The 15496-nt window shown below is 64.8% G+C and carries 16 protein-coding genes; 13 read left to right on the top strand and 3 right to left on the bottom strand.

The genetic code is table 11. The annotated features are described in order from the left end of the window. Positions 1-2: 2 nt before the first annotated feature. The gene (locus AC0V8S_RS02685) at positions 3-797 is read right to left on the bottom strand and encodes an SDR family NAD(P)-dependent oxidoreductase (protein ID WP_475436739.1); all 795 of its coding nucleotides are present in this window, start codon (positions 795-797) and stop codon (positions 3-5) included. A gap of 67 nt (positions 798-864) precedes the next feature. Between AC0V8S_RS02685 and AC0V8S_RS02680 the strand changes: the two genes are divergently transcribed. The 13 genes from AC0V8S_RS02680 (at position 865) to AC0V8S_RS02620 (ending at position 14364) form a co-directional block, all read left to right on the top strand. Next, positions 865-1413 carry a hypothetical protein gene (locus AC0V8S_RS02680; protein ID WP_475436738.1) on the top strand — a complete coding sequence of 183 codons (549 nt, stop codon included), beginning with the start codon at positions 865-867 and terminating at the stop codon, positions 1411-1413. Between the two features lie 37 nt (positions 1414-1450). Next, positions 1451-2134 carry a mandelate racemase/muconate lactonizing enzyme family protein gene (locus AC0V8S_RS02675; RefSeq protein WP_475436737.1) on the top strand — a complete coding sequence of 228 codons (684 nt, stop codon included), beginning with the start codon at positions 1451-1453 and terminating at the stop codon, positions 2132-2134. A gap of 138 nt (positions 2135-2272) precedes the next feature. Continuing rightward, complete coding sequence (locus tag AC0V8S_RS02670) at positions 2273-4660, top strand: thiamine pyrophosphate-dependent enzyme (protein WP_475436736.1); 2388 nt, start codon at positions 2273-2275, stop codon at positions 4658-4660. Between the two features lie 88 nt (positions 4661-4748). After that, positions 4749-5759, top strand: a complete 1011-nt coding sequence (locus tag AC0V8S_RS02665; protein ID WP_475436735.1) for a C-terminal binding protein — start codon at positions 4749-4751, stop codon at positions 5757-5759. Next, complete coding sequence (locus AC0V8S_RS02660) at positions 5756-6478, top strand: E3 binding domain-containing protein (protein ID WP_475436734.1); 723 nt, start codon at positions 5756-5758, stop codon at positions 6476-6478. Before AC0V8S_RS02665 ends, AC0V8S_RS02660 begins: the two co-directional genes overlap by 4 nt. 82 nt (positions 6479-6560) lie before the next feature. Continuing rightward, positions 6561-7325, top strand: coding sequence for a GntR family transcriptional regulator (locus tag AC0V8S_RS02655; protein ID WP_183464790.1), 765 nt, complete (start codon positions 6561-6563; stop codon positions 7323-7325). Between the two features lie 291 nt (positions 7326-7616). Next, a complete protein-coding gene (locus AC0V8S_RS02650) occupies positions 7617-8186 on the top strand; it encodes a substrate-binding domain-containing protein (RefSeq protein ID WP_475436733.1) in 570 nt (189 codons plus the stop codon). Then, complete coding sequence (locus tag AC0V8S_RS02645) at positions 8146-8682, top strand: substrate-binding domain-containing protein (RefSeq protein ID WP_475436732.1); 537 nt, start codon at positions 8146-8148, stop codon at positions 8680-8682. The genes AC0V8S_RS02650 and AC0V8S_RS02645 overlap by 41 nt, the downstream gene beginning before the upstream one ends. A gap of 163 nt (positions 8683-8845) precedes the next feature. After that, on the top strand, positions 8846-9913 hold the full coding sequence (locus AC0V8S_RS02640; protein ID WP_095203077.1) for a substrate-binding domain-containing protein: 1068 nt from the start codon (positions 8846-8848) through the stop codon (positions 9911-9913). A gap of 67 nt (positions 9914-9980) precedes the next feature. Next, entirely contained in the window at positions 9981-11483 is a 1503-nt protein-coding gene (locus AC0V8S_RS02635; protein ID WP_475436731.1) for a sugar ABC transporter ATP-binding protein, read from the top strand. A gap of 3 nt (positions 11484-11486) precedes the next feature. Beyond that, positions 11487-12515 carry an ABC transporter permease gene (locus tag AC0V8S_RS02630; RefSeq protein WP_475436730.1) on the top strand — a complete coding sequence of 343 codons (1029 nt, stop codon included), beginning with the start codon at positions 11487-11489 and terminating at the stop codon, positions 12513-12515. Next, positions 12512-13480 (top strand): ABC transporter permease, encoded by a 969-nt coding sequence (locus AC0V8S_RS02625; RefSeq protein ID WP_183464794.1) that lies wholly within the window; start codon positions 12512-12514, stop codon positions 13478-13480. Before AC0V8S_RS02630 ends, AC0V8S_RS02625 begins: the two co-directional genes overlap by 4 nt. A 2-nt stretch (positions 13481-13482) precedes the next feature. After that, positions 13483-14364, top strand: coding sequence for an SMP-30/gluconolactonase/LRE family protein (locus AC0V8S_RS02620; RefSeq protein WP_475436729.1), 882 nt, complete (start codon positions 13483-13485; stop codon positions 14362-14364). Positions 14365-14467: 103 nt separating this feature from the next. Here the strand turns inward: AC0V8S_RS02620 and AC0V8S_RS02615 are convergent, their stop codons facing one another. Then, positions 14468-14683: a hypothetical protein gene (locus AC0V8S_RS02615; RefSeq protein ID WP_475436728.1), complete on the bottom strand. Its 216-nt coding sequence runs from the start codon at positions 14681-14683 to the stop codon at positions 14468-14470. After that, positions 14680-15435, bottom strand: a complete 756-nt coding sequence (locus tag AC0V8S_RS02610; RefSeq protein WP_475436727.1) for a COG4280 domain-containing protein — start codon at positions 15433-15435, stop codon at positions 14680-14682. Before AC0V8S_RS02610 ends, AC0V8S_RS02615 begins: the two co-directional genes overlap by 4 nt. Positions 15436-15496: the final 61 nt, after the last annotated feature.

Genomic DNA, 15496 nt, shown 5'->3' with positions numbered 1-15496 from the left:
GATCAGTCCTTGTCGAGCCCGCCCGACATGTTGAGCCGCTCGGCGGTCATATATTTCGGCGAATCGAGGCAGAGCCAGATGACGGCTTCGGCGACCTCGGAAATTTCGGCGCGGCGGCCAAGCGGGATGCGGCGGGTGCGCTCGTCGAGGAAGGCCTGCAGATCGTTGCGGCCATTGGCGCGGGCGAGATCGACCTCGGTCGAACGCTGCATTTCGGTGTCCATCATGCCGGGCGCCAGGCTGTTGACCAGCACGCCATAGGGCGCCAGCGCAACCGCCGCGGCGCGGGTGATGGAATCGACGCCGGCCTTGCTCGCCGTGTAGGCGGTGTAGTCGGGCAGCGCCATGCGCGAGCCCGGCGAGGTGATGTTGATGATGCGTCCCGAACGCTGCTCGCGCATCACCCGGCCCGCCGCCTTGCAGGCCATGGCAAGCGCGGTGACATTGAGCGCCAGCGTGCGCGTCCAGGCCTTGTAGGTGGCGTCGAGGAACGGCTCGATCACGCCATAGCCGGCATTGTTGACGAGGATGTCGATGCCGCCCCATCGCGTGATCACGCTTTCCACCGCCGCCTCCGGCGCGCCCTCCAGCGTGAAATCGCCTGTTATGATTTCGGTTTCCGCACCGGTTTCCTTGATCTGTCGGGCAGTGTCGGCCAGCCCCTCGCCATTGATGTCGGTGATCGCGACGGCACAGCCGCGCCGGGCCAGCTGGATCGCCACCTCGCGGCCGAGGCCGCCGGCGGCACCGGTGACCAGGGCTCGCCTTGGCGTCGTATTTTGATTTTCGGCAGGCAAGCGAGCACCCTCCCGGTGGCCATCTTGACGGGATTGATACCGGTACCATAAATGGCTGTCAACGCCGATGTGCTATTGTCCTGTCGACCGCACGGTCCGCTGCAATGGGGAGAAAAAGATGAAAGTCGTCGCGCTCGAAACGCTGCAGCTGGCGGAATTCCCCTTCCTGTTCTGGCTGCGCGTCCACACCGATGCCGGCCTCATCGGCACCGGCGAAACGTTCTGGGCGCCGGGGCCGGTTGCCGCCTACATCCACGACAATGTCGCCGCCTATCTCCTGGGCAAGGATCCGCGCGACATCGAGTTGCATGATCGCACGCTGGGCAGTGTCTATGTCGGCGCCCGCGATTCCGGTGCCGAGCTGCGCGGCAATTCCGCCGTCAACATCGCGTTGTGGATATCTATGGCCAGGCGCTTGGCGAGCCGGTCTGGCGGCTGCTTGGCGGGCGCACCCACAAAACCGTGCCGATCTACAACACCTGCGCCGGCTACAAACATGTCCGCGCGACAAGAAGAACGCCCTGTTCGAGCGCGGCGAGGACTGGTCGCTAAAAGCAGGCGATTCCAACGAAGGCCCCTACGAGGACCTGCTCGCCTGGCGCTACAATGCCGGTGACCTTGCCAGAAGCCTGAAATCGGAAGGCATCGGCGCGATGAAGATCTGGCCGTTCGACATCGCCGCCGAGGCATCGAACGGCACGCGCATTTCGCTCACCGAGCTCGACAAGGCATTGGAGCCCTTCCAGAAAATCCGCGAGGCCGTCGGCCGCGACATGGAAATCATGGTCGAGCTGCACGGGCTGTGGACCTTGCCACCGGCGCTGCGCATCGCCGATGCGTTGAAAGCCTACGACGTCGCCTGGCTGGAGGAGCCGATCCGCTACAATGAGCTCGACGCCATGGCCGAGCTGGCCCGCCACACCTCGATCCCGATCGCGGCCAGCGAGCGGCTCGCCTCGCGGCAGATGTTCAAGCAGTTGATCGACAAGCGCGCGGCCAGCGTGATCATGATCGACCTCGCCTGGTGCGGCGGCCTCTCCGAGGCGCGCAAGATCGCCAACATGGCCGAGGCCAGTGAACTGCCGGTCACTCTGCATGACTGCACCGGGCCGATCGTCTATGCCGCCAGCTGCGCGCTGTCGACCACCTTGCCGAACGTCAACTACCAGGAAGCGGTGCGCGCCTATTTCACCGGCTGGTACACCGAGATCGTCGCCGACATTCCGCCGGTCAAGGATGGCCATGTCGCACCGCTCGAAGGTCCAGGATTGGGTCTCAGCCTGCGGCCGGAGCTGTTCCAGCGGCCCGACGCGACCGTGCGGATCACTAAAATCTAGCCTCGCGCGCGGCTCCGTTCGGAGCCGATAGACATTATGCTATTATAATCTATGATACGCCGAAGCGAGCGGCCAACAAGCTCGCCGCCGGCGCTTTGCCGCCCGGTGTCGGACGCATTCAGGGAGGCTTTGGTGGCAATGTCTGCGGCGCGCGCACGCGACGATTTCAAGGGCGCTCCAAACCTGCCCGACAAGCAGGTTCTGCTCGACCTGTTCGAGCGCATGGTGCTGTTGCGCCGCTTCGAAAGCATCGCCCAGATCGCCTGCCGCAAGGGCGAAACACCAGGCTTCCTGCATCTCTATATCGGCGAGGAGGCGACGGGCGTCGGCGTCTGCGCGCATCTCAGGCCAACCGACTGGGTCACCTCGACCCATCGCGGCCACGGCCATGCTTTGGCCAAGGGTGCCAATCCCGGCCGGGTGATGGCCGAACTGTTCGGCAAGGTTGACGGCATTTGCGGCGGCCGTGGCGGGACCATGCATCTCTACGACCGCTCGGTCGGTCTGTTCGGCACCAACGGCATCGTCGCCGCCGGCATCGGCCATGCCGTCGGCATCGGCATGAGCGCCCGCCAGCAGGGGCGTGACGACATCGGCGTCGCCTTCTTCGGCGATGGCGCCGCCAACCATGGCGGCTTCCATGAGGCGCTCAACTTCGCCGCCGTGCAGCGGGCGCCGGCGGTGTTCATCTGCGAGAACAACCTCTACGCCACCGCTACGCCGCTCAAGTCCATCACGCTGAACCCGGAGATCGCCACCAAGGCTGCGTCCTACGGCATGCCCGGGGTCGCGGTGGACGGCAACGATGTCTTCGCCGTCTGGCTGGCGATGAAGGAAGCCACCGAACGTGCCCGTTCCGGCAAGGGTCCGACGCTAATCGAGGCCAAGACCTACCGCACCGTCGGCCACCATGAGGGCGATCCGGTCATCGGCACCTATCGGACGCAGGAAGAACTCGACGCCTGGATCAAGCGCGATCCGATCGACATGTTCCGCAAGAAACTGATCGAGGATTACGGCATCGCCGATGCCGAAGCGCTCGCGGCCATCGAGGCACGGATCGAGAAGGTGGTCGAAGAGGCGCTGAGCTTCGCCCGCAACTCGCCCGAGCCCGATCCGGCGACGGTGCGCCTGCATGTCTTTGCCGATCCGATCAATCCGCCCGCCGCGCTACAGCCGCGCGCCATCGGCGAGACGCGCACGCAAGGCTGGCTCGAAGCGGTGCGCGACGGTATCGCCGAGGAAATGCGTGCCAATCCGGCGATCCTCTATTTCGGCGAGGGCACCGGCGAACGTGGCGGCAGTTTCGCCCACACCAAGAATCTCTGGCAGGAATTCGGCGCCGAACGCATGGTCGACACGCCGATCTCCGAACAGGGTTTCACCGCCGCCGCCGTTGGCGCCTCGGCCACCGGCGCGCGCACGGTTTCCGACCTGATGTTTGCCGACTTCGCCTTCGAGACCGCCGGCCAGATTTTTCTGCAGGCAGCCAAGCTGCGCTACATGACCAGCGGCCTGATGAGCGCGCCGATGGTGGTGCGTGTCGGCGCCGGCGCGTTGCGCAGCTCCGGCCCGCATCACAGCGGCATCTATCATCCGGTCTTTGCCCATATGCCGGGCCTCATCGTCTGCGTGCCGTCGACCCCGGCCGACGCCAAGGGCCTGATGAAGACCGCGCTCAGGGCCGGCGACCCCGTCATCATGCTGGAACCAAAGGCACTGTTCGCGTCCAAGGGCGAAGTGCCGGTCGGCGAGCATTTCGTCCCGTTCGGCGTGGCGCGCATTGCGCGAGCCGGCACCGCCATCACCATCGTTGCCGCCGGTCAGATGGTGCAGCGTGCGCTGGAGGCTGCGGAAGCGCTCGCCGCCGAAGGCATCGAGGCGGAAGTGATCGATCCGCGTACCATCATGCCGCTCGACATCGACACCATCGTCGCCAGCGTCAGGAAAACCCATCGCTTGCTCATCGTCGACGAAGCCTGGGCAATGTGCGGTCTGGGTGGCGAGATCGCCCAGGCCATCAACGAACTCGCCTTCGACGAACTCGATGCGCCGCCCGGACGACTGCACACCGCGCCGACCTCGCATCCCTTCGCGCCAGTGCTGGAGCGCGCCATGCTGGTCGACAGCGCGCGCATCGCCCAAGGCGTGCGCGACGTCATCGCAGGCCAGCCGCCGGTGCCGGACCATTGGTATACGGTTGGTCTGAAGAGTGCTGCGCCGGCTAAAGCTGCGCCTGTTCCAGCCAAAGCGGTGCCGGCCGCACCGACCCAGGCGCCCCCTGCCGGCGACGACGAGCCGATCACGATGCCCTTCGGCGATCTCACCGTCAGCGAAGGCACGGTCGTCAAATGGCTGAAGGCGATCGGCGATCCGGTCAAGCAGGGCGAGCTGATCGCCGAGATCGAGACCGACAAGGCCGTGGTCGAGATCGAGGCGCCGGTCAGCGGGACACTCAGCGCCATCGATCAGCCGGTCGGCGCTGTGGTGCCGATGGGCGGCCGCATCGGCGGCATCAAGAAATAGACCATGATCCCGAAAAATGGAATCCGGTTTTCGGACGAGATCATGGTCAACCAATAAGACCGTTACACGTGAAATCCAAAGGACTGGCATGAAGATCCTGTGCGCCAACTGGCAAGCCGCCGACGAGGCCGAACTCGAGCGACAGCATTATCCCGACATCGAATTCATCCTCGCCCGCTCGACCAACGACAGGGCCGCGGCACTCGATCCGGCCATCTGCGAGACCGTCGATGCCGTCATCAACTATTCGCCCACCCACAATGTCGCGGCCGCTCCGACTGCGTTCCCCAAGGCGCGGATCGCGGTGCGCTCCGGCGTCGGCTTCGACAACATCGATACGGCAGGCTGGGGCGCGCGCAAGATACCGGCCTGCAACGTGCCCGACTATGGCACCACCGAGGTCGCCGATCATGCCATCGGCCTGATGCTGGCATTGACGCGCGGCACCTCGGCCTATGGCGCGGAGCTTTCGGGCCATGGCGCCGAAGGCTGGCATTTTTCGAAAGCGCCGTTGGTGCGCAGGCACAAGGGCGCCATTTTCGGGATTGTCGGGCTCGGCCGCATCGGGCTGGCCACCGCGCGCCGAGCCGCTGCCTTCGACATGAAGGTGGTGTTCTATGATCCGCATCTTCTGTCCGGCGTTGATCTATCGACCGGCTATGAGCGTGTCCATTCGCTGGATGAATTGATGGGGCGGGCGGATGTCGTCAGCGTCCACACACCGCTGAGCGAGGAAACCCGCAAGCTGCTCGGCGCCGCCGCCTTCGCTGCCGCCAAGCCAGGCCTTGTCCTGATCAACACCGCGCGCGGCCCGATCGTCGACCTCGATGCGCTCGAAGTGGCGATGCGCGAAGGCACGGTCGCCGGCGCCGGATTGGACGTGCTGCCGAACGAACCCGACGATCTCGATCATGCGCTGCTGGCGGCATGGCGCCGCCACGAGTCGTGGATCGCCAATCGCCTGATCGTCACCCCGCACGCCGCCTTCTACAGCCCGGCATCGATGCGCGACCTCAGGCTGAAATCAATCGAGGTGGTGCATGCCTATCTCGTCGAGGGACGGCTGACCAACTGCGTCAATTCCGAGTTCCTAAAATGAACATGGCGCAGACACCGCGGCTCGCAGTTTCGCCCTATGCGCGTCGCCTGGCGCGCGAGCGGAGCCTGCCGCTCGAGGCACTTCGCGGCAGCGGCCCTGGCGGGCGTATCCTGGCTGCCGATGTACAGGCCTTCGTTCCGGCTGCCGCGCCGATTGTTTCGCCTGATGCAGTCGCCCTCGTAGCCACGCTTTCCCCGGCCGCGCCCCGGATCGCCGCCTTTGCCACGTCTGTCGCCCTCGGTGCGCTGCAAGACCTGCTGGCGGCGCTCGAGAGTTCGGGACATGTGTTCGCTATCGACGACGTGCTGCTGCGCGCTGCCGGTCGAGCATTTGCCGAGATGCCGGAGGCAGCCAGGTTCGGTGGCACTTCCGTGGCGCTGGAGCTGGCGGGCCGGCAAATTGTATTCGCGACAAGCCCTGAGATGCCCTTGACGTCGCTGCGCGCAATGCGGCTTGCGGCATTGGCCGACAATCGCGACGAGGCGGACAAGCCGGCGGCGCTGTCCCTGCGGCTTCTGCCGGCGAGCGACATCCGGCCGGTCACGATGCCTCTCTTGCCGTGCCGTGCCATGCGCCTTTCCGTTTCGCTCGACACGCCAGGCGACCATGCCGAATGCCTGCTGACGGTGGATGCGGCAAGCGTTGATGAGGCCGCCGCTGCCGGGTGGCTGGCGACCCTGAAATCGGCGATCGAACAGCCGCTTCGGCTCTTCGTCTGAGACGGTTGATCGTCTACACCCTTGCCTAGCCTCTTGCGCAGTAAGCTATTATAAAAGCTTCGACACAGGCGTGACGAGGCCCATGGACCATCCCACCATAGACAGTCTTCCCAAGCGTACACTTGGCCGCGCCAACGGCCCGCTTTACCGCCAGCTCGCCGACATTCTGCGCGAGCCGATTGGCAATGGCACCTTCCCTGTCGGCGGCGAACTGCCGAAGGAAGCGACCATCGCCGAGCATTTCGGCGTCAGCCTGATCACCGTGCGCCAGGCGCTGCGTGATCTTGAGGCCGACGGCCTGATCCGCAAACGTTCGGCCAAGCCGGCCGTGGTCGCGGCGCGCAGCCCCTCGGTCAATCTGAGCTGGAAGTTCAAGAACTTCGCCGACATGGCGGCCTTCACCAAGGACGCTGAGCTGACGGTCAAATCCTACCGCAAGGAGGTTTCGCCCGTGCTCCAGCGCCATTTCGGCATGGGCAAGGACGAGGCGGGCTATTGCCTGCGCGGTATCCTGTCGGTGGGCGAGCAGAAGAAGGCTCAGATCACAAGCTACTTCCCGCCTTCTGTCGGAGCCAGGCTGAAGCGAGACGACTTTTCCGACGTGCTGATCTTTCGTTCGGTGCAACGGCATCTCGGCCTGCGGCTCGACGTGGCGCATATCACGGTGCGTGCCGAGATCGCCGACGAGGCCATCGCCGAAGACCTCGGCATCGCGCTTGGCAGTGCGGTCCTGAGTGTGGAGATGCTCTATCAGTCGGCCGACCAGCAGAGCATCGAGTTCACCATCGCGCGTCATCCGGCCGACCTCTTCAGCATCAGCTACGACGCGCCGAACGACTTGGCCTGAACCCGGTCGTCGGCGTTGGCGTCCGCCGATTTCCGGGTCTCGGCCATGGACAGCCTTATAAAATTATAATAGCATCATAGCTAGGATGAAGGCTGCGCGGAGGACCACGATCCAACGTGGATGCGAAGCCTGATCCGACGCTGAGCATTTGCCTGGTGCATGTCACCCAGGATGCGCTGCGGCTCCGGGGCATGCACGGGAACAAGGTCTGTCGATAGGGGGTGTGCCTGGAAGGCACCTGAAGGGCGGCGGCGTTCGCGCGGCCGACACCAAACACGGGAGGAGGAAATCATGAGAGCAGGCGCATTTTTCGCCGGGCTTGCGGTGGTCGCGGCGGCTTGGCTGTCGATCGATGCCGTGCCGGCCAACGCACGGGACAAGAAGCCCTATACCATCTATCTCTCAAACAATTTCGTCGGCAATGATTGGCGCCAGCAGATGCTGCGCAGCGCCGACATCGCGGTCAAGAAGCCGCCGCTTGCCGGTCGCGTCGACCTCAAGGTCGAGGTGGTCGAGACCACGGTCCAGGCGCAGATCAATTCCCTCAACAACATCATTCGCAACAGGCCCGACGCCATCGTCATCGACGCGGGCTCCGGCGAAGCCCTCAACCCGACGATTCAGAAGGCTTGCGATGCCGGCATCTTGATCATCGCCTTCGATCAGATCGTCAGCGCGCCCTGCGCCTACACGATGGAGTCCGACTGGGGCCGGGCGCCCCGCGTCGAGGCCGAGTGGCTGGTCAAGAAGCTCGGCGGCAAGGGCAAGATCCTCGTCGACCGCGGGCTTGCCGGCGCGCCGATCTCCTCCCAGCTGCAGGGTGGTTTTCGAGGAAGTCATCAAGAAATATCCCGGCATTGAAGTGGTCGGCTATTTCAACGGCGACTATGCGCTGGGGCCGGAACAGGCCGGCGTCGCCAGCCTGCTGGCGGCGCACCCGCAAGTCGACGCCATCTTCGTCCAGGGCTACGGCGCTGGAGCGATCAAGGCGCTGCAGGACGCCGGGCGTCCGATCGTTCCCATCACCGGCAGTCCTTTCAACCTGACGACAACGAGCTGCGTTCAGACCCAGGGCGCCCAGTGCATCCTTGCACCCAACCCTGCCTATCTATCGGCCGAGGCCTTGAAACTCGCGGTGGAGATCCTCGACGGAAAGAAGCCGGCGGAGAAGAAGATATTGCTGCGCAATGCCTTCCTCACCACCGATCCGGTCCCGTCGGAATTGTATCCCGATGCGACCATGCAGAAGATCGAGGTCGGCAAGAATGCCTTTCCGGAGATGGCACCGGGCCTGTTTCTTCCGGTTAGCCCGGATTGGGTCGAAATCACCCCGGCCGAGGCCGCCGGCTCGAAATGACGATGTCTGCCGGCGGCGGCGAAAGGGTCGCTCCAGGCCTTTCCAATGCGCCTCGGCTCAAATTGACAAGGCTTATTGGTACCGGTATCATTCACACGCAACGCCCACCAAGATGGCGAAGTCCGTCACCGGCCGATGCAGGAAACACCAAGGAGGAGAGATCATGAAACTGAAGACAGTTTGCGCCGGATTGGCAGCGCTTGCCATCTCCGCAATCGCCGTCGGCACAGCGCCGAGCCGCGCCGAGGACAAGAAGCCCTACACCATCTATCTCTCGAACAATTTCGTCGGCAACGACTGGCGCCAGCAGATGGAGCGTGTCGCCACCGTCTCGGTCAACAAAGGGCCGCTGAAGGGCCGCGTCGACCTCAAGATCGAGAATGTCGAGAACACCGTCCAGGCGCAGATCAACTCGCTGAACAACATCATCCGCCAGAAGCCGGATGCCATCCTCGTCGATGCCGGCTCGGACTCGGCCTTGAACCCGACCATCAAGAAGGCCTGCGACGCCGGCATCGTCGTCATCAGCTTCGACCAGGTGGTGACCGAACCCTGCGCCTATGCCGTCGCTTCCGACTGGGACCGCATCCCTTCCGTCATGGCCGAGTGGATGGCCACGCAGCTTGGCGGCAAGGGCAACATCATCCTCGACCGCGGCCTCGCCGGTGCGCCGATCTCGGCGCAGCTGCAAGGGGGCTATGAGAAGGTTCTGGCCAAATATCCCGACATCAAGGTCGTCGGCTACTACAACGGCAACTATGCGCTCGGGCCGGAGCAGTCCGGCGTGGCGGCACTGTTGGCGGCCAATCCGAAGATCGACGGCATCATGACGCAAGGCTATGGTTCGGGCGCCATCCAGGCGCTGAAGGATGCCGGCCGGCCGATCGTCCCGGTCGTCGGCTTCTCCTACAATGTCGCCGCCGTGACCTGCGCGCAGACGCAAGGCGCCAAGTGCATCCTTGGCTCCAACCCGGCCTATCTCTCCTCGGAAGCGATCAAGCTGGCGGTCGACATTCTCGACACCGGCAAGAAGCCAGCCGAGCGTTCCGTCTCGGTCAAGGGCGATTTCGTCACCACCGACCCCTTCGAGTCCAAGCTTTATCCGGGCACCAAGATGATCAAGATCGCGATCGGCGAAAATGCCTTCCCCGATCAGGCGCCCGGCCTGACGCTGCCGATCACGCCCGACTGGGTCGAGATCACCGCTGCGGAAGCCGCCGGTACCAAGTAACATCCGGTACCACGACCCTGTCTCCCGGCATCGCGAGATGTCGGGAGAGCTTTTCGAAGGCGCAAGCATGGACCTCGTCACCGTCAAAGGCCTGTCCAAACGCTATGGCGGCATCGTCGCGCTGAGCGAGGCGACATTCAGCGCCCGCGCCGGCGAGGTGCACGCGCTGCTCGGCGAGAATGGCGCGGGCAAGAGCACCTTCATCCAGATACTGTCGGGCGCCGTACAGCACGATGGCGGCTCGATCCTGGTCGATGGCCAGGAGTATCGCCCGGCCAATCCGGATGCGGCGCAGGCGCTTGGCATCGCCGCCGTCTTCCAGGAATTGTCGCTGATCCCCGATCTCAGCGTCGAACAGAACATCTGGTTCCGCCATGAGCCGCGCACGCTGTTGCGCACGGTAAATCGCGGCGAAATGCGGCGCAAGACACTGGCGCTGCTGGAAAAGTACAATTTCCCGGCACTGCGCCCCGACCAGGAACTGCGGCGGCTGACATTGGCCGAACGGCAGATCGTCGAGATCGCCAAGGGCCTGGCCAAGGACCCGCGCATCCTCATCCTCGACGAAGCGACCTCGTCGCTGCCGGCGCGGGAAGCCGAGTGGCTGCTCAAGCTCACCCGGCAGCTCGCCGCCGAAGGCCGGCTGGTCGTCTTCATCTCGCACCGCATGGCCGAGGTGCGCGCCATCGCCGACCGGCTGACCATTTTTCGCAATGGCAGTACCGTCGCCGCGCATGAGGCCGATGCCGTCTCCGACAATGAGATCGTCACCCAGATGATCGGCCGGCATCTCGACCGGCTCTATCCCGAGCGCGTGCCGACAGCGACCGACCGCATCGCTCTGGGGGTAAAAGGGTTTTCCAGCGGCAGCCGGCTCTCCGGAGTCGATTTTGCCTTGCGCGAAGGCGAAGTGCTCGGCGTCGGCGGCCTGCAGGGTCATGGCCAGCGCGAACTGTTCCAGGCACTGTTCGGCGCCACCAGGGCGAGCGGCACGATCGAATTGTGGGGCAGGCCGGTCTCGATCAACAATCCGCGCCAGGCGCTGACCGGCAAGGACGGTATCGCCTTGGTGCCAGAGGACCGGCGCGGGCAGGGCCTGCTGCTGACCAAGAGCGTGCGCGAGAATTTGACGCTGTCGGTCATCAAGCGCTTTACCGAAAACGGCTTGCTGAGCCGGCAAAAGGAGGCCGCGCTGGTCAAGGAGATGGTCGATTTCCTGCGCATCAAGGCCGGCACGCCGGAACAGCTGGCGGGCACTTTGTCCGGCGGCAACCAGCAGAAGGTGATCTTCGGCAAGATGCTTCTGACCGAAGCGCGTGTGCTGTTGCTCTACGATCCGACGCGCGGCGTCGATGTCGGCACCAAGGGCGAAATCTTCCAGCTGATGCGCGACCTCGCCGCCAAGGGCTATGCCATCCTGTTCCATTCCAGCGACATGCCGGAGCTCGTCCATGTCGCCGACCGCGTGCTGGTCATGCGCAACGGTCGCATTGCCGCGACGCTGGAGGGAGATCACATTTCGGAGGAGGAAATCCTGCGCGCCGCCATGCTTGAAACCAGGGCGGCCTGAGGCATGGTGATGTCCGTGGAGCAGACTGTGGAGATGGCGCAGGGGCCGGCCGAAACGAAGCTCACCAAGCCGGCCATCGACTGGCGCGGCCGCTTGCTCGACCGGGCGCCGTTCCTGGTCGCCTGCCTGATGCTGGCCTTGATTGTCGGTATCTATGGCGGTCTGCAATCCGGCGTCTTCTCGCTGGACGAGCTCAACCTCGACACGGCGGCGGCGATGACGCTGATGCTGGCGGCGACCGGGCAGACTATCGTTCTGGTGCGTGGCGGCATTGATCTGTCGATCGGCGGCATGATCAGCCTCGGCACGGTGATCGCGGCAACGCGCTTCACCGATGATCCGTCGACCACGGCACTTTGGGCGCTGATCATCCTGGCGCTCGGCTTCCTCATCGGCGCGCTCAACGGCCTGCTGATCTCGCTGCTGAAGCTGCAGCCCTTCCTGGTCACGCTCGCCAGCTGGTCGATCCTCAACGGCATTGCCATGATCACCCTGCCGACCGACGGCGGCAGCGTTCCCGGCTGGTGGGTCGGCTTCGCCTCCGCGCAGCTCTTCGGTTCGACCAGCCCGGTCTGGATGCTGCTGACGCTGCTGTTGTTCTGGTGGTGGTTCCGCGCGACGCGTGTCGGCATCGCCATCCAGGCGACCGGCTCCAACGAGAAGTCAGCCTTCCTGTCCGGTGTCTCGATCACGAGGGTCAACCTCGTCACCTATGGCCTGTCCGGCCTGTTCGCGGCGGGTGCGGCGCTGTTCCTGGTGACGCAGACCGGCGCCGGCTCGCCCACCATCGGCAAGGATTACATCCTGCCCTCGGTGGCGGCGGCGGTCATCGGCGGCGTCAGCCTGTTCGGCGGCCGCGGCCATCTCGCCGGCACGCTGATCGGCGCCTTCGTGCTGACCCTGATCGGCAATCTGGTCTTCGTCCTGCACGTGTCGAGCTACTGGCAGCCGGTCGCGTCCGGCGTCATCCTGCTGCTCTCGGTGCTGGCCAGTTCCGTTGCCGAGAAAGCCGCAAGGAACCGCGTCCAATGAGCGCCTTCCTCGCCCGCAATCGCCTCATCGTGCTTGCCTATGCCGGCATGGTGGTACTGCTCCTGGTCACTGCACTGTTCTCGCCGGGCTTCCTCTCGGTTTCCAACATGCGCTCGACCGTCGTGCTCGCCGCCTTCGTCGGCATTGTCGCGCTCGGCCAGACCTTCGTCATCATCGGCGGCGGCATCGATCTGTCGGTGCCCTGGGTGCTGAATTCGGCGGCCATCATCATGGCGCTGTTGTGCGGCGGCCAGGATTTGCCGCTGGTCTGGGTGATGCCGCTGCTGCTCGCCGGCGGTGCCTTCATCGGGCTGATCAACGGCGTCGGCGTCGCCCAGTTCGGCGTGCCGCCGATCATCATGACGCTGGCCACCAACGTCATCCTGCAGGGACTGATCCTGGTGCTGACCGGCGGCTCGCCGACCCCATCGGCGCCAGCCCTGATCCAGTTCCTGTCGGTTGGTCGCATCGGCGGTTTTCCGGTAATTGCGCTGATCTGGCTGGCGCTGACCCTGGTGGCAACGCTGCTGCTCTCCAAGGCGGCGTTCGGCCGCCATCTCTATGCGCTCGGCACCAGCGCCACGGTCGCCGAATTCTCCGGCGTGCCGACGGCGCGCACCACCATCCTCACCTATGTCATCTCAGGCCTGACCGCCGCCTTCGCCGGCATGCTTTTGACCGGCTATTCCGGCCAGGCCTATCTCGGCATGGGCGATGCCTATCTGTTCACCTCGATCGCCGCGGTGGCGATCGGCGGCGCCTCGATCCTCGGCGGCAGCGGCCACTATCTCGGCACCGTCGCCGGCGCCATGGTGCTCACCATCCTCACCGGTCTTTTGCCGGCGCTGAACCTGTCGAGCGGCGCGCTGCTCATCGTCTACGGCGCGGTGATATTGGTCACCGTGTCGATCGGCAGTGAGACCTTCGCGGGTCTCGGTGGCAGGCTGCGCAGGAAGGAGAGCTGACCATGGTCGAAATCACTTGCGTCGTCGATGCCAGGGCCGAACTCGGCGAAGGCACTCTTTGGGACCCGAAGGCCGGTGTGCTGTGGTGGATCGACATCTGGAAGAAGCTGATCCACCGCTACGATCCAGCGACCGGCAAGGACGAGACCTTCGAAACACCGGAATATCTCGGCTGCCTCGGCCTGCGCGAGAAAGGCGGCCTGGTGCTGACCATGACCAACGGCTTCCATTTCTTCGACCCCGCGACCGGCAGGTTCGAGGCGATTGTCGACCCGGAATCCCATATGCCGAAAACCCGCTTCAACGACGGCAAGCCGGACCGCCAGGGTCGCTTCTGGTCCGGCACGATGTTCGAGGTGCCGGGCGAGCCGATCGAATTCATCGGCGCGCTTTATAGGCTCGACCCCGATCTGTCGGTGCACAAGATGATCGACGGTATCGGCTGTTCCAATGGGCTCGCCTGGAGTCCGGATTCGAAAACCATGTATTTCTCCGACAGTCATGCCGGCGCGGTGTGGGCCTATGATTTCGACCCCGCCATTGGCGACATCGAGAACCGCCGCACCTTTATCGACATGACGGCGACCGGCGGCGTTGCCGATGGCGCCACGGTGGACGCCGAGGGCTGCTACTGGGTCACCATCCCGGTGACCAGCAAGGTCTGCCGCTATGACCCTGATGGCGAATTGATGCAGACCGTGGTTCTGCCGACCGACCTGCCGACCTGCTGCGAATTCGGCGGCAAGGATCTCGATATCCTCTATGTCACCTCCGCCGTGCTCAAGCGTCCGGCCAGCCACTTCGTCCGCCAGAAGAATCCAGGCGGATTGTTCGCGCTCGATGTCGGCGTCAAGGGCCTGACCATGCCGGCGTTCAAGGGCTGACAGCGTCGCTCAGGCCACCGGCATGGCGGGTCGCATCTCGGCCTTGGGCGTCGTTCCGGTGACGAAACGATGCCGCCCAAGGTAGCAAGTATGCGAGCCGTCTTTACCGATTGGTCCCGCGTGCGGCGCGGCGAACGCTTTGCAGCAGGATGGCGAGACAGCCGACCAGCAGCAGCGCGCCGCCGAGCAGCGGCGGCAGGGCCAGCAGCTTCACCGCCGCCGCGACGGCGGCCACCAGCACCAGCGCCAGCAGCGCCAGATTGCCGTCGTCGACGAACATGCCGAAGAATTCCCTGGCAACGAGACGGATGGCGTTCATCGGGCGAGCCCTCCAACGGATACGGGATAGGTGCTGCGCAGCCAGCGCACCATGGCAAAGGACGCCAGCGCGACGACGGCGAAGATGGCGAGCAGAGCGAGATCGGCGCCCGGCCAGTCGGCACCGATGCCTTCGCCGGTCCAGAAGATGCCGAAGCTGGTCAGCATCAGCCCGACCACGAATTTCAGCGCATTCTCCGGCACACGCGCCAGCGGCCGGTGGACAGCCAGCCCAATCAGCATCACCAGGATAAACGCTGCCAGCGCGCCCAGGCTGGCGTAGAGCGTCTGCCCGTGCGCCGCGCCGACGGCAATGACGATGAACACCACCTCGACACCTTCGAGCAGCACCGCCTTGAACGAGGCCAGCCCGGCGAGGTAGTCGGCGCGGCGGTCATTGGCCTGCTGGTTGAGGGCGGCGGTCTCCTTGGAGAAGGCTGCCTCCTCGTCATGCAGCGCGATGACGCCGACACTGCGCAGGATGGCTTTTCGCAGCCAGCGCATGCCGAACAGGATCAGCAGCACCCCGACGACGAATTGCAGCGTGGTGATCGGCACCAGCGCCAGCAACGGGCCGAACGCCAGCACCAGCGCCGCCAGCAACGCAAGCGCCAACGCGGCGCCCGTCAGCGCCGGGCGCCAGCTGCGCGTCACCCCGACCGCTAGCACGATGGTGAAGGCTTCGACGACCTCGACGAAAGAGGCGAGAAATGCCGCCGTGACCGTCGAGAGGATGGGCGTCAGCGTCTGCATCAAGGCTTCCAGTCTTGTTTCGTTCGCCCCGGATCTTCCGGACGGCTTTCCCGGGGGCCCG

This window comes from Mesorhizobium oxytropidicola, from assembly GCF_056174625.1.
The sequence above is the reverse complement of the archived record's forward strand: the minus strand, read 5'-3'. Positions and strand labels throughout refer to the sequence as shown.

Coding starts and splice junctions, on each gene's coding strand:
- AC0V8S_RS02680 (WP_475436738.1), top strand. CDS start 865: ATGTGCTATTGTCCTGTCGACCGCACGGTCCGCTGCAATGGGGAGAAA.
- AC0V8S_RS02675 (WP_475436737.1), top strand. CDS start 1,451: ATGAAGATCTGGCCGTTCGACATCGCCGCCGAGGCATCGAACGGCACG.
- AC0V8S_RS02670 (WP_475436736.1), top strand. CDS start 2,273: ATGTCTGCGGCGCGCGCACGCGACGATTTCAAGGGCGCTCCAAACCTG.
- AC0V8S_RS02665 (WP_475436735.1), top strand. CDS start 4,749: ATGAAGATCCTGTGCGCCAACTGGCAAGCCGCCGACGAGGCCGAACTC.
- AC0V8S_RS02660 (WP_475436734.1), top strand. CDS start 5,756: ATGAACATGGCGCAGACACCGCGGCTCGCAGTTTCGCCCTATGCGCGT.
- AC0V8S_RS02655 (WP_183464790.1), top strand. CDS start 6,561: ATGGACCATCCCACCATAGACAGTCTTCCCAAGCGTACACTTGGCCGC.
- AC0V8S_RS02650 (WP_475436733.1), top strand. CDS start 7,617: ATGAGAGCAGGCGCATTTTTCGCCGGGCTTGCGGTGGTCGCGGCGGCT.
- AC0V8S_RS02640 (WP_095203077.1), top strand. CDS start 8,846: ATGAAACTGAAGACAGTTTGCGCCGGATTGGCAGCGCTTGCCATCTCC.
- AC0V8S_RS02635 (WP_475436731.1), top strand. CDS start 9,981: ATGGACCTCGTCACCGTCAAAGGCCTGTCCAAACGCTATGGCGGCATC.
- AC0V8S_RS02630 (WP_475436730.1), top strand. CDS start 11,487: ATGGTGATGTCCGTGGAGCAGACTGTGGAGATGGCGCAGGGGCCGGCC.
- AC0V8S_RS02625 (WP_183464794.1), top strand. CDS start 12,512: ATGAGCGCCTTCCTCGCCCGCAATCGCCTCATCGTGCTTGCCTATGCC.
- AC0V8S_RS02620 (WP_475436729.1), top strand. CDS start 13,483: ATGGTCGAAATCACTTGCGTCGTCGATGCCAGGGCCGAACTCGGCGAA.
- AC0V8S_RS02615 (WP_475436728.1), bottom strand. CDS start 14,683: ATGAACGCCATCCGTCTCGTTGCCAGGGAATTCTTCGGCATGTTCGTC.
- AC0V8S_RS02610 (WP_475436727.1), bottom strand. CDS start 15,435: ATGCAGACGCTGACGCCCATCCTCTCGACGGTCACGGCGGCATTTCTC.